This window comes from Halopenitus salinus, assembly GCF_055397165.1.
In genome coordinates, this window is record NZ_AP043853.1 from 303,325 (window position 1) to 316,431 (window position 13,107).

The 13,107-nt window shown below is 68.3% G+C and carries 16 protein-coding genes; 9 read left to right on the forward strand and 7 right to left on the reverse strand.

Annotation, left to right across the window (positions count from 1 at the left end):
- Positions 1-17: 17 nt before the first annotated feature.
- From ACZ5YD_RS03270 to ACZ5YD_RS03280, 3 genes are read right to left on the reverse strand one after another with little or no spacing between them, the layout of a single operon-like run.
- Positions 18-476 carry a YeeE/YedE family protein gene (locus ACZ5YD_RS03270; RefSeq protein ID WP_379741502.1) on the reverse strand — a complete coding sequence of 153 codons (459 nt, stop codon included), beginning with the start codon at positions 474-476 and terminating at the stop codon, positions 18-20.
- Positions 477-1,034: a YeeE/YedE family protein gene (locus ACZ5YD_RS03275; protein ID WP_379741505.1), complete on the reverse strand. Its 558-nt coding sequence runs from the start codon at positions 1,032-1,034 to the stop codon at positions 477-479.
- A gap of 8 nt (positions 1,035-1,042) precedes the next feature.
- Positions 1,043-2,236: an MBL fold metallo-hydrolase gene (locus ACZ5YD_RS03280; protein ID WP_379741508.1), complete on the reverse strand. Its 1,194-nt coding sequence runs from the start codon at positions 2,234-2,236 to the stop codon at positions 1,043-1,045.
- Positions 2,237-2,485: 249 nt separating this feature from the next.
- Here ACZ5YD_RS03280 and ACZ5YD_RS03285 point away from each other — a divergent pair, with 249 nt between their 5' ends.
- Together ACZ5YD_RS03285 and ACZ5YD_RS03290 are read left to right on the forward strand one after the other, a co-directional pair.
- Positions 2,486-2,731 (forward strand): sulfurtransferase TusA family protein, encoded by a 246-nt coding sequence (locus tag ACZ5YD_RS03285; RefSeq protein ID WP_379741512.1) that lies wholly within the window; start codon positions 2,486-2,488, stop codon positions 2,729-2,731.
- A 2-nt stretch (positions 2,732-2,733) separates the two neighbouring features.
- Positions 2,734-3,306, forward strand: coding sequence for a DsrE/DsrF/DrsH-like family protein (locus ACZ5YD_RS03290; protein WP_379741515.1), 573 nt, complete (start codon positions 2,734-2,736; stop codon positions 3,304-3,306).
- 26 nt (positions 3,307-3,332) lie between these two features.
- Here the strand turns inward: ACZ5YD_RS03290 and ACZ5YD_RS03295 are convergent, their stop codons facing one another.
- From ACZ5YD_RS03295 to ACZ5YD_RS03310, 4 genes are all read right to left on the reverse strand, one after another.
- Positions 3,333-3,599, reverse strand: a complete 267-nt coding sequence (locus ACZ5YD_RS03295) for a DUF1641 domain-containing protein (RefSeq protein WP_379741518.1) — start codon at positions 3,597-3,599, stop codon at positions 3,333-3,335.
- Complete coding sequence (locus ACZ5YD_RS03300; RefSeq protein WP_379741521.1) at positions 3,568-4,821, reverse strand: M20 family metallopeptidase; 1,254 nt, start codon at positions 4,819-4,821, stop codon at positions 3,568-3,570. The genes ACZ5YD_RS03295 and ACZ5YD_RS03300 overlap by 32 nt, the downstream gene beginning before the upstream one ends.
- 37 nt (positions 4,822-4,858) lie before the next feature.
- Positions 4,859-5,029: a hypothetical protein gene (locus tag ACZ5YD_RS03305; RefSeq protein ID WP_379741524.1), complete on the reverse strand. Its 171-nt coding sequence runs from the start codon at positions 5,027-5,029 to the stop codon at positions 4,859-4,861.
- 77 nt (positions 5,030-5,106) lie between these two features.
- Entirely contained in the window at positions 5,107-5,745 is a 639-nt protein-coding gene (locus ACZ5YD_RS03310; RefSeq protein ID WP_379741527.1) for a methyltransferase family protein, read from the reverse strand.
- A gap of 99 nt (positions 5,746-5,844) precedes the next feature.
- On the opposite strand from ACZ5YD_RS03310, the gene ACZ5YD_RS03315 reads away from it, so the two are divergent.
- From ACZ5YD_RS03315 to ACZ5YD_RS03345, 7 genes are all read left to right on the forward strand, one after another.
- Complete coding sequence (locus ACZ5YD_RS03315) at positions 5,845-6,522, forward strand: helix-turn-helix domain-containing protein (RefSeq protein WP_379741530.1); 678 nt, start codon at positions 5,845-5,847, stop codon at positions 6,520-6,522.
- 112 nt (positions 6,523-6,634) lie between these two features.
- Positions 6,635-8,860, forward strand: a complete 2,226-nt coding sequence (locus ACZ5YD_RS03320; protein ID WP_379741534.1) for an acetate--CoA ligase family protein — start codon at positions 6,635-6,637, stop codon at positions 8,858-8,860.
- Positions 8,857-9,933: an AAA family ATPase gene (locus ACZ5YD_RS03325; RefSeq protein ID WP_379741537.1), complete on the forward strand. Its 1,077-nt coding sequence runs from the start codon at positions 8,857-8,859 to the stop codon at positions 9,931-9,933. Before ACZ5YD_RS03320 ends, ACZ5YD_RS03325 begins: the two co-directional genes overlap by 4 nt.
- 109 nt (positions 9,934-10,042) lie before the next feature.
- On the forward strand, positions 10,043-10,597 hold the full coding sequence (locus ACZ5YD_RS03330) for a DoxX family protein (RefSeq protein ID WP_379741540.1): 555 nt from the start codon (positions 10,043-10,045) through the stop codon (positions 10,595-10,597).
- A 174-nt stretch (positions 10,598-10,771) separates the two neighbouring features.
- On the forward strand, positions 10,772-11,788 hold the full coding sequence (locus tag ACZ5YD_RS03335) for a thiamine pyrophosphate-dependent dehydrogenase E1 component subunit alpha (protein ID WP_379741809.1): 1,017 nt from the start codon (positions 10,772-10,774) through the stop codon (positions 11,786-11,788).
- Positions 11,785-12,840, forward strand: a complete 1,056-nt coding sequence (locus tag ACZ5YD_RS03340) for an alpha-ketoacid dehydrogenase subunit beta (RefSeq protein ID WP_379741543.1) — start codon at positions 11,785-11,787, stop codon at positions 12,838-12,840. Before ACZ5YD_RS03335 ends, ACZ5YD_RS03340 begins: the two co-directional genes overlap by 4 nt.
- Positions 12,837-13,100: a lipoyl domain-containing protein gene (locus ACZ5YD_RS03345; protein WP_379741546.1), complete on the forward strand. Its 264-nt coding sequence runs from the start codon at positions 12,837-12,839 to the stop codon at positions 13,098-13,100. Before ACZ5YD_RS03340 ends, ACZ5YD_RS03345 begins: the two co-directional genes overlap by 4 nt.
- Positions 13,101-13,107: the final 7 nt, after the last annotated feature.

Here is a 13,107-nt window from a genome sequence, read left to right on the forward strand (position 1 = left end):
GAAAAACGGGCTCCGTCTCAGTCGGCTCGCGTGCCGGCGTGGCCGGAATCGCTCGCGTCGCTGCGCCAGTATCCCTGGAGGTACGCGCCGACGAACATGCCGGCGATCCCCCAGAGGATGGCGAGGTTGCCGACGCCGAGGCTGGCGTAGGCCGCCCCGGGACAGATGCCCGAGAGTCCCCAGCCCACGCCGAAGACGGCCCCCCCGACGAGCACGTTCCGGTCGAAGGACTTCAGCCGACGCTCGTACCGATCGCCGGTCAACGGCGCGGCCTCCCGAACCCGCGGCATCACCGCGAAGGTGATCCCGGAGACGACGGCCGCGCCGAACATGACGAACAACAGGCCGAAGTCCTCGAACTGGAGGAAGTTCAACACGACCTCCGGCCGGGCCATCTGGCTGAAGCCGAGCCCGAACCCGAATATCAGGCCGCCGAGCAGGACGAGCGGCATGAACAGGGGATGACGGTCGGACATCTACGGGCTCACCCCCAACGCTGCGATGACTCCCGCGGTCGCGATGGCGACGAGCAGGAACGTCATAACGCCGACGATGGACGTCTTCGACGCCGAGCCGACGCCGCAGACGCCGTGGCCCGAGGTACAGCCCTTCCCGATCCGGGTTCCGATCCCGACGAGAACCCCGCCGACGAACAGCCGCCACGGCTGGACGTCGGTCGACCAGAGGGTCACGCCGGCGACCTCGTACAGGTGGCCGGTCGTTCCGGGTTCATAAAGCGACGTCGTGACGACGCCCGATTGGACCGTCGCCGCGAAGGCCGCCGCTCCGAGGACGATGCCGAGCGTGAACACGACGCGCCAGTCGCGCGAGTCCACGTACCGGCGGAACCGCGATCGGCCCGAGACGTACGACAGCGTCGACTCGAGGAACGTGCTGGCGCCCGCCGGGATGCCCGTCCCGACGTAGATCACGGCCGTGCCCAGACCGACGAGCAGTCCGCCGACGAGATAGCGGCTGATCCCGTTCGGGAACAGCTCGGCGCCCAGCTGCACGAGGAGTGGATCGCTCACCATCGCCGAGGTTACTCACCCGCGAGGGACCGTTGGCTCGCAGCGCAGTTGTTCGGCCCGAGCTCCAGGGAGAACGCCTTCTCGTCGTCGACGTCGTGTTGCCCGAGGTTCGTTTCGATGATCTCCTCGTAGTTGGCCGGCCGCGGCGGCATGTCCGAGAGGATCAACTCGACGAAGTCGTCCGCGTCCATCGAGAGCGCGGCCATCCGCTCGACGAGCTCGCCGATGGGCGCGGTGTAGGTACCGTCGGCGGCGGGTTCGGCGGAATCGCTGAAGTGTGCCCCGCCGATCAGCGTGTCGTCCGGAAGCGTCAGGACGCGCTCCTGGAGGGACTCGTGGAGCATGCGTGCGGCCTCGGGTGCGCCCTCGTCTCCCTCCTCGAGGTCCGGTCGAGCCACGCTCTCGACGAAGAGCCCGTCGCCGGTCGCGAGCAGTCCTCCGTCGACGAGGTAGGAGGTCATGCCGGTCGTGTGGCCGGGCGTGTAGACGGCCTCGATGGCGGCGTCGCCCACCCGGAAGGCGTCGCCGTCCTCGGCCGTGGTCACTTCCTCGGCGTACGTGACGCCGCGGTCGACGGCGGGCTCGGGAACGACGCCCTCGACGCCCTCCTCGGCGAGTTCGCGCACGCCCGAGACGTGATCCGCGTGGATGTGGGTGTCGAGGGCGTACTTCAGGTCGACGCCGAGGTCGTCGGCGTCCTCGAGGTACCGGTCGGTGAACGCTCGAAGCGGGTCGATGATCGCGGCCTCGCCGTCGTCGTAGACGAGGTAGCCGAGACAGCCCGAGGAGGGGCGCTGGTACTGGAGGAGCGTGCCGGCGCCGTCGTAGCGCTCGACTTCGACGGCCTCGTAGATGCTCGCCCAACCGTTCATGCCGTCCTCGAGGTGGTTGACGTCGTAGCCGCGCTCGGCGAGCGCGCCCGCGACGAACTCGCTTGCACCCCCCTTCGCACACAGGACGGTCACCTCCCGGTCGTCGGGAATCCGTCGGAGGACTTCCTCGTCGATCTCCTCCTCGAGGAACTCGTAGTACGGGACGTTGATCGACGTGACGTTCTCGCCGTCGATGTGCCACTCCTCGTAGTCGGAACTCATACGCGCGTCGAGGAGCGTGACGTCCTCGCCGCCCTCGATGCGATCTCTGAGCGACTCCGGATGGATCGATTCGACGTCGATCTCGGGAGTCGGGAAGTCGTCTGGGTTCATCTCGTGTGCCCGTTTCTACCGCCCGGACGTACAAAAGCGTTCGGATAGTAATTCACAATTTTAACAAGACTATTGGATGGGCCGAATGTCAGAAAACCCGTAAAGTGGCTGTATTTCGCGCTTCTGAGTTCTAATGAGCGGTAGTTCTGGTACCAGTTGTTTGTGCTGTCCACAAGAATCGACAATCTTTTAATCCGTGGAATGGTATTGTGTGATAGCTCCAATACGGACGATCGGAGCAGCTAACCCATGACTGCCGAATTCGACATCACGGAGACGCTCGACGTGAAAGGCGCATCGTGTCCCATGCCTGTGGTGAAAACGAAGTCCGCCATCGACGACCTCGCCTCCGGCGACGTCCTCGAAGTGCTGGCGACCGACTCGGGGAGCATGAGCGACATCGACGGCTGGGCCTCGGGGACCGCGGGCGTCGAACTCCTCGACCAGGAGGAGGGCGACGGCGTGTACAGACACTACGTCCGCAAGACCGAGTGACGATGAGCACGGATACATCCGAGGCGGCGTCCGACGACGTGCCCTCGCGTGCGGAGCTGGCCGCGCGCGTCGACGAACTCGAGGACGCGCTCGCCGAGGCCACGAGCGAGGACGACACACGGAAGATGAGCATCATCGCCACGAAGGGAACCCTGGACATGGCGTATCCCCCGCTCATCCTCGCCAGCACGGCCGCCGCGTTCGGCTACGACGTGACCGTCTTCCACACGTTCTGGGGGCTCGACGTTCTGCACGAGGAACGCTCGAGGAACCTCAAGCTCAGCTCCGTCGGCAACCCCAACATGCCCGTCCCGAACGTCGTCGCCGCGCTTCCCGGCATGGACCGCGTGACGACGCGAATGATGGAAAAGAAGATCGCGGACAACGACACCGCCACCATCGAGGAGCTGCTGGAGACGAGCCTCGAGATGGGCGTCGAATTCCAGGCCTGTCAGATGACCATCGACCTGATGGGCTACGACGAGGACGACTTCTACGACGGCGTCACCACGGGCGTCGGCGCGGCAACGGCCCTCGAGGACATGGCCGACTCCGACATCCAGCTTCTCGTCTGAGCCTTTCTTTCAGCCGACGAGCGAGGTCACCGCGAGTCGTCGCCGGCGCGTTCGCGACCGATCGCGCCCGCTATCGCTAACGGATATCCGAGTCCGTGTTGCACGTCCGGATCGCGCAGTTCGCGAACCAGATCGACCCACCAGACCCCCGAGTCGGTCGTACCCTCCGGTCCCCGAACCGATCGAACCGACCACCTCCCGAAACGAACGAGTCGACCATCCCTCCAAACGAACGAGCCGTCCAGCCATCGGACCGATGGCCTACCGTCCCGCCGTCGAGGACGCCCATGCATCCGGGATCCGCGTGTAGATGACGGCGTTGTCGACGAGCGCGTCGATCGGCGCGTACTCGTCGGGAGCGTGAACGGTGTCGGTCCCGAGGGCGAACTCGACCGTCGGGACCTCGGCGTTTCGAAGCGCCTTCGCGTCGCCGCCACCGGTGGCGCTCCGTCGGAACACGCGTTCTCCCGTGACGTCCGCCGCCGTCGACGCGACCGCTTCGACGAGCGGGCTGTCCGGATCCTCTGCGGTCCCGACGCTCCATGAGACGTCGGCGATCGTGATTCCCTCGCAGTCGGCGATGCAAGACCGGATCTCCGAGAGGACGTCCGGCGTGGGGATTCCCGCGGTCAGTCGAACGTCGATCTCGGCGCGAGCGGACTGTGGAACGCTGTTCACCGCGTCGCCGCCCTCGAGAACGCCGAGGTTGATCGAGGGGTACCGGAACAGGTCGCGAGCGACGTCCTCGCCCATCGACGGGGCGTAGTATTCGACGGACTCCTCGACGATCGCCTCCACGCCCGGATCGACATCGAGCCGTCGGGACCCGACGCGTTCGCGCAGTCTCTCGACGGCCTCGTAGAGCCGGTCGATCGCGTTGACGCCGAGGACCGGGCGCGAGCCGTGGGCCCCCTCGCCGCGTGCCTCGAGCGTCAGCCAGATGCTGCCACGGTCCGCGATCGTGACGGAGTGGCGTCCCGCCTCGCAGGTCGGTTCGCCGATCACGCAGGCGTCGGCGCCGAGACGCCCGGACTCCAACAGCGCGGGCAGGCCGGCATCGCCGCCCACCTCCTCGTCGCTCACCAGGGCGACGAGGAGGTCGACCGGCGGTTCGGAGCCGGTCGCCTCGAACGCCCGGATCGCGAACAGCATCGACGCGACGGCGCCTTTCATGTCGGTCGCACCGCGGCCGTAGACGCGGTCGTCGACGCGTTCCCCGAGCGGGTCGTGAGTCCACGCGTCGGCGTCGAACGGCACGGTGTCGAGATGGCCGTTGTACGACAGCGTTCGTTCCGACGATCCGGGTACTCGAACGAGGAGGTTCGGCTTCGCCGGATCGACCGCGAAGCGCTCGTGGTCGACCGAAAGCGGATCGAGAAATCGCTCGATCTCCGCGACGATCTCCCGGGTGTCGCCGGGCGGGTTGGACGTGTCGATCGCGAGCAGATCGAGGGCGAGCGTGATCAGCTCCTCGTCGTGTGCCCGAACGTACTCGGCTGGAGTCACGTCGCTCATCGGCGGTCGAGTTCCCAACCGACGTTTCGATCACGGCTCATCGGCGCCGCTCCTCCAGATCGCGAACGCCGGAGTACCCCCGGAACGTGTCGAGCAGCCACCGGCCCGCCGCGACGATCCGATCGACGCTTCGAGCCGCCACCCGGCGCCACCGGGGTGTCGATTCCCCGTTCGCCTCCGCCATCGGCTCGCCGTTCGCGTCGCTCATCGCCGCGAAACTACGGCTCTCGCCCGCTTAACTGTACCCCCGATCGGGTCGCCTCGCGGCGGCTCGCGCCCCCGAAGTCACTCCGAGGTCGCTCGCGAATCCCCAGCCGCGATCTCGCGACCGAGACGACGGAGCGTCTCCCGGCCGACGAACCGGGGAACGCGTTCGGCGTACCGATCGTACTCCTCGCCGTACGCGGAACGGAGGTGCGGCTCCTCGGCGATCGGCAACAGCAGCACCCACCCGACGTGGAGCGCGGCGAGGAGAGCGAAGACGGCCGAGTTCACCGCGAGGGTGGCTCCCAGCATGCCCAACACGATCCCCACGTACTGCGGATTCCGGCTGTAGGCGTAGGGACCGTCGGTGTACAGATCGCCGGTCACGCCCGCCACCTCCGCGGTCCGCATCGCGTTCGCGCCGCGATGAAAGACCGCGCCCCCGGCCAGCGCGATCGGAGCGCCGACCGCGAGCGAGATCGGCCTCGCGAGCATCCACCCGTTCCAGTCGGCGACCGCGACCACCGCCATCGCGATCGTGTACGCGGTGACGAACGTCCAGTGGAGCCGGCGTTTCCAGTCGGCATCGCCTGGCGGCCAGAACCGGAGGTCGGTGAGTAGCGTCACGCCGACAGTTCCGTAGACCCCCGCGGCCGCGATCGCCGCGATCGCGAGGGCCCAATCCACGAGAACGTGCGTCGTCGGATCGAGCGGTGACATCGGTTCGTTTCGTCCTACGGTCCGGATCGACATCCGATCGCTGCCGCATTCGTGGGGTTGATTTATGTTCACCTCCGTACGAACCGATCCCGAACGAGGATGAAGCGTATCGACCTCCGGATCGTCCACACCGAGGAGACGATCCATCCGGTCCACGACTTCGAGGCGCGCCACGAGGACTTCCACGGCTCGGCGCTCGTCGAATGGAACCCCGGGCGCGGGGACGTCGCCACCTTCGTTCTTCGGGTCGCCGGCGATCCGGACGTCTATCGGGAGGTCCTCGAAGAACGCGAGGCGACGCGGTCGTTCACCGTCGCGCCGGTCGAGGAGGGACTGTTCTCCTGTCTGCTCACCGAGCGTCCCCCCGAACGCGACCGGACGTATCTGAACGCCTTCGGCGTCGAGGGGGTCGTCGTGCGCCTCCCGGTTCGGTACAACACCGACCGGAGCGTCGATCTCACCTTTCTCGGCGCCGGTCCGGCGATCGAGGATTCACTCGCGGCCGTCCCCGACGCGGTTTCCACCGAGGTCCGAGCAGTCACCGAATACGACGGCCGGGCCGGCGCATCCGCCGAGGGGCTCACCGAACGTCAGCGGGAGGCGGTCGAGGCCGCCCTCGCGGTGGGCTACTACGATTCGCCGCGCGGCGGCACCGTCGGCGAGGTCGCGACGCGCCTCGACGTCGCGACGAGCACCGCGGCTGAGCACCTCCGGAAGGCCGAACGGCGGACGATGCGAAAAGCGACCGACGTCCCGTGGCGTCCGATCGACGAGTGATGCCGGAACTCGGCATCGATCGACGCACGCTACCGCACCTCTCGATGACGGATCGCACGCGTTCCCGCGTTCGAGGATAATTTTAACCACCCGCCGGACGCATCGGGGATCGATGGGCGATCTCTCGGAACCGACGAAGGATCTGTCCGGCCTCTTCGATCCCTCGCGCGTGGCCGTGATCGGCGCGACGGAACGCGACGGCTCGGTCGGGCGGGCGGTGATGACCAACCTGCTCGCGGACTTCGAGGGGACGGTCGTGCCCGTCAACCCGAGTCGCGAGTCGGTGTGTGGCGAGCCGTGCGCGTCCTCGATCGGCGAGGCGGGGGACGTCGATCTGGCCGTCGTGGTCGTGCCGGCAGGTGCCGCGGTCGAGGCGGTCCGCGAGGCCGGCGAGGCGGGCGTCGAGAACGTCGTGGTCATCACGGCGGGCTTCGGCGAGGCAGGCAGCGAGGGCGCCGCCCGCGAGCGCGAGCTGGAGCGGGTCGCGAACGAGCACGGATTGAACCTCGTCGGTCCGAACTGTCTCGGGATCATAAGCACGCCCGCGGGCCTGAACGCGACGTTCGCACCCGGCAACGCACTCCCCGGATCGATCGCGTTCGCCAGCCAGTCGGGCGCCATCGTCACCGCCGTCCTCGACTGGGCGGCCCAACAGGGGATCGGCTTTTCGGACGTCGTCTCGCTCGGCAACAAGACCGTCCTCGACGAGACCGACTTCTTCGAGACGTGGGGAAACGACCCCGATACGGACGTGATCATCGGCTACCTCGAGAGCATCGACGACGGGCGCCGCTTCCTCGATCGGGTCGACGAGGTGACCCGGGAGACCCCGGTGGTCCTGCTCAAATCCGGACGCACTGAGGCGGGCGCGAAGGCGGCCTCCTCACACACCGGCGCGATCGCCGGCAGCGAGCGCGCCTACGAGGCCGGGCTCGCCCAGGCGGGCGTCCTCCGGGTCGGGTCCCTCGAGGAGCTGTTCGACGCCGCGCGCGTCCTCGCCGACCAGCCGCTGCCGGATTCCGACGGCGTCGCCGTCGTCACGAACGCCGGCGGCGCGGGCGTGCTCGCGACCGACGCCATCGGCGACACGCGGCTCTCGCGGGCGACCTTCGAGGAGGAGACCGTCGAGGCACTCGAGGAGGCGCTGCCGGCGGGCGCGAACCGGTACAACCCCGTCGACGTCATCGGCGACGCGGACGCCGAGCGGTTCGACCGGGCGCTCGAGATCGTTCTCGACGATCCGAACGTCGGTGCCGCGGCCGTCCTCTCGGCGCCGACCGCCACGGTCTCCTACGACGCGCTCGCGCGGGTGATCGCGGACCGAAGGGCCGAACACGACGAGCCGATCGTCGCCTCCCTGATGGGCGGCGATCGCGTCGCGAACGCCGAGGCGATCCTCGGGGAGGCCGGCGTCCCGAACTACTTCGACCCGGATCGGGCCGTCCGCAGCCTCGAGACGCTCGCGGACCATCGCGACGTCACGACGCGCGAGCGCTCGACCCCCACGAGCTTCGAGGTGGACCGCGAGCGGGCCGAATCGATCGTCTCGGATGCCCGCGAGCGCGGCGGCGCGACCCTCGGCGTCGAGGCGATGGACCTGCTCGAGGCCTACGGGATCGAGACGCCCGACTCGGAGATCGTCTCCGACCCCGAGGCGGCCGTCGAGGCGGTCGACCGGATCGGCGGGCCGGTCGTGATGAAGATCGTCAGCCCGGACATCCTCCACAAGACGGACATCGGCGGAGTCAAGGTCGGCGTCGAGCGCTCCGACGTCGCCGACGCCTACGAGGATCTCGTCTCGCGGGCCTACGCCTACCGGTCTGACGCGACCGTCGAGGGCGTCCAGATCCAGGAGCTGGTCGACCTCGAGGACGACGTCGAGACGATCGTCGGCGTGAATCGCGACCCGCAGTTCGGCCCGCTCGTGTTGTTCGGACTCGGCGGCGTCTTCGTGGAGGTGTTCGAGGACACCGCGGTCCGGGTCGCGCCGGTCGCCGATCGCGACGCGCGCGAGATGGTCGAGGGGATAGACGCGTATCCGCTCCTCTCGGGCGCCCGGGGAGGCGAGCCGGTGGCGATCGACGCGATCGTCGAGACGATCCAGCGGCTCTCACAGCTCGTCACCGACCACCCGGAGATCCTCGAGCTCGACGTGAACCCGCTCGTTGCGAGCCCCGACGGCGTCATCGCCCTCGACCTCCGCGCCACGCTCGAGGCGGCGGACGCGGAGTCGGATGCGGCGGGGACCGAGGCGACCACGGAGGCGGACGCAACCACGGGGACGGAAACGACCGTCGAGGGCGACGCCCGCGAGCGGGACCAGGAGACACCACAATGACATCGATACTCGTCACCGCGACCGCAGAGAGCACCGGAAAGACCGCCATCGCCCTCGGGCTCGCCGCGATCGCGCGCGACCGCGGGCTCTCGGTCGGGTACATGAAGCCGAAGGGGACCCGCCTCGAGAGCGTGGTCGGCAAGACACTCGACACCGACCCGATGTTGGCCCGCGAGATCCTCGATCTCGAGGCCGGGGTCGCCGACCTCGAGCCGATCGTCTACTCGCCCACGTTCGTCGAGGGCGCGATGCGCGGCCGCGAGGACCCCGACCGGCTCGCGGAGACGGTCCGGGATCGGTTCGATGAACTGTCGGCGGACCGGGATCTCATGGTGATCGAGGGCGGGGGACGGCTCTCGACCGGCGGCGTCATCGACCTCACCGACCCGGAGGTCGCGGACCTGCTCGACGCGCGGCTCCTGCTCGTGAGCGACCACGATCGTCCCGGCGACGTCGACGACGTGCTCGCCGCGGCGAACACGATCGGCGACCGGCTCGCCGGCGTCCTCTTCAACCGGATCGACGAGGGGACCCACGACGACGTCGAGTCGGACGTCGCGCCGTTCCTCGAGGGGCGGGGAATCCCCGTTCCCGGCGTCCTCCCACGGGTGACGGAGCTCGCGGGCACCACGGTCGGCGACTTCGCGGAGGAGCTCGGCGCCGAGGTGTTGACAGACGCGCCAACCGATGCCTACCTGGAGCGCCTCCTCGTCGGCGCGATGGGGGCCGAGGCCTCCCTGCGGTACTTCCGGCGTACGCGCAACGCGGTCGTCATCACGGGCGGGGACCGATCGGACGTCCACACGACGGCCCTCGAGGCCTCCGGCGTGCGGTGTCTCTGTCTCACCGGCGGCACGCGCCCCTCGGAGGCGGTGATCGGGCTCGCGGAGGACCGCGGGGTTCCGATCCTGCTCGTCGACGGCGACACCCGCTCTACGATCGAGCGTGCGGACGACGTGATCCGGAGCGGTCGAACCCGCGACGAGCGGACGGTCGAACGCATGCGGGAGCTGCTCGAGACGCACGCCGACGTCGACGCGCTGTTGGACGATGCCGACGACCCGCCGGAGTGACCTCCTCGGACACCTCTCGGTGACCCGCGAAACCCGAAGGCCTTTCGCGGCGTCCCGCCGCTCGAGAGCGTGACGTACCTATATATACCCCGACTGTCAAATATCGGATATGGCATCCAACGAGGTGACTCTCCGGAGCACGGTCGGCGGCTTCACGGCCGAGGGACAGCTTCACACCCTGAGCGTGTGGTTCATCCTCGCGCTCCGGCTGATGATGGGTATCGCGTTCTTCCAGAGCGGGTTCGACAAGGTCCTCTCGGGCGGGTTCAGCGCCGGCGGCTACCTGACTCAGGGAGTCCCGAGCAACGGTAGCCCGGCGGCGGACCTGTTCGTGGCCATGGGGAACACGCCGTGGTTCGTCGAGTTCGTCAACGTCGCCGTCCCGTGGGGAGAGGTCGCGATCGGCCTCGGGCTGATCTTCGGCGTGCTCACCCGATTCGCCGCCTTCTGGGGCGCCTTCATGATGCTGTTGTTCTACCTCGGCAACTGGGACATCGGTCACGGCTACATCAACGGGGACTTCGCCTACATGCTCGTGTTCCTCTCCGTGGCCGCCTTCGGCGCGGGTCGGATCCTCGGCGTCGACGCCTACATCGAGCAGTACGACGTCGGCGGCGAGCCGCTCGTCGATCGGTATCCGATCCTTCGGTACGTCCTCGGGTGAGGTGACGCCTCCACCCGAAATTCCGTGGGAGGACCCTCGAAACCATAGATTCGGGGACGGTCGTTCGATGCGGCGTGGTTCCGCCGTCATTTCAAATTTTTGAGGAGAGTTATTATGTTACATGGCAACGTATATTGAGGGGTAACCATGGCACCAACCACGGATCTCGAGGAGATGTACGAGCACATGGTGACGGCGCGTCGCTACGAGGAACGCCTCCAGGAGGAGTATCTGGAGGGAAAACAGCCGGCCTTCGACATCTCCGCCGGCCCGATCCCCGGCGAGCTCCACCTCGCGGCGGGCCACGAGGCCGCCGGCGCGGGCGTCTGTCAGCACCTCCGCGACTCCGATACGGTGACGGCGCCCCACCGACCGCACCACGTCGCGATCGCGAAGGGCGTCGACCTGAAGCGGATGACCGCCGAGATATTCGGGAGACGGACCGGACTCTCCGGCGGCAAGGGCGGGCACATGCACCTGTTCGACCCCGAGGTCAACTTCGCGTGCAGCGGGATCATCGCGCAGGGCTGTCCTCCGGCGGTCGGCGCGGGCATGGCCGCGAGGCGGCGAAACACGGACGACGTCGCGGTCGCCTTCCTCGGCGAGGGGGCGATCGACCAGGGCGGCTTCCTCGAGTCGCTCAACCTCGCGAGCGTTCGTGATCTCCCCGTCGTCTTCGTGATCGAGGACAACGACTGGGCGATAAGCATGCCCAAAGAGCGCGTCACCGACGTCGAGAACGGGGCCGAGCGAGCGGACGGGTTCGACATGCCCGGCACCCGCGTCGACGCCGACGACGCCGTCGCCGTCTACGAGGCGGCCCGCGAGGCGGTCGGACGCGCCCGCGACCGGAACGGCCCGTCGCTGCTGGAGGTTCAAGTTCACCGCCGGATGGGTCACTTCATGGGCGATCCCCAGGAGTACCGCTCCGAGCCGGACCGGGAGGCGGCGACCCAACGCGACTCGATAGAGCGGCTCGCCGCGGACCTGCGCGGACACGGCGTCGACGACGAGGAACTCGAGGCCATCCGCGAGCGCGCCCACGACCGCGTGGAGGAGGCCATCGAGTGGGCGAAGGACCAGCCGGAGCCGGCCCCGGAGGACGCTCACATGGACGCGTTCGTGAATCCCCCTTCGGGCGTGACAGACACGGAGCCCACCTTCGCGGACACGGGAGGTGAGGAGCGATGAGCGGAACCGATCCGACTCCGAGCGCCGATGCGGTGACCGACGGCGGCGAGCGACCCCTGACGATAAGCCGCGCGATGGTCGAGGCCATCGGCGACGAGATGCGCGCGGACGAGGACGTCTTCTACATGGGCGAGGACGTCGCGGACTACGGCGGCATCTTCGACAGCACCCAGGGGCTCCTTGATGAGTTCGGCCACGACCGGATCGTCGACGTGCCGATCAGCGAGACGGCCTACCTCGGCGCGGCCGTCGGCGCCGCCCAGGCCGGGATGCGCCCCATCGCCGAGCTCATGTTCGTCGACTTCTTCGGCGTCGCGATGGACCAGATCTACAACCAGATGGCGAAGAACACCTACATGAGCGGCGGGAACGTCTCCGTTCCGATGGTGCTCACGGCGGCCGTCGGCGGCACCTACAACGACGCCGCCCAGCACTCACAGACGCTCTACGGGACCTTCGCCCACCTGCCGGGCATGAAGGTCGTCGTCCCCTCGACGGCCTACGACGCCAAGGGGCTGATGCACAACGCGATCCGCGATGAGGACCCCGTCGTCTACCTCTTCCACAAGCGATTGATGGGGATCGGGTGGATGCCCGCCCCCGACGGGCCGAAGACGCACGTCCCCGAGACGGACTACACCATTCCCTTCGGCAGCGCGGACGTCAAACGCGAGGGGTCGGACGTCACCGTCGTCACCCTCGGGTTGCACGTCCACCGGGCGCTCGAGGCGGCCGAATCGCTCGCGAACGAGGGGATCGACGCCGAGGTGATCGACCTTCGAACCCTCGTTCCCCTCGACATCGAGACGGTTCGCGAGTCGGTCTCGCGGACGGGCCGGCTGGTCGTCGTCGACGAGGACTACCGCTCGTTCGGCCTCACGGGCGAGGTGATCGCCGGCGTGGCCGAGGAGGGCCTCGAGGACCTGGCGGCGGTCGAACGCGTCGCCCTGCCCGACGTTCCGATCCCCTACGCCCGGCCGATGGAGAACGAGGTCATCCCGGACGTCGAGGACGTCGAGACGGCGATCCGGTCGGCCGCGGGCGAGCGATGAGCGGGGACGACGACCGCGTTCCCGTCGACACCGCCGACGTCTGGCCCGAGGACGCGGACGCCGAGGAGGCCGTCGTCGTCAACTGGTTCGCGAGCGAGGGAAGCCGCGTCGAGGCCGGCGCGGACCTGCTCGAGTTCCAGGTCGAGAAGGTGAGCGTCGACGTCCCCGCGCCGGTCTCGGGCACGCTCGTCGAGATCGCGTTGCCGGAGGACGCCGAGTTCGAACGCGGGGCGATCGCGGCGTGGATCCGTCCGAAGTGACCACGAG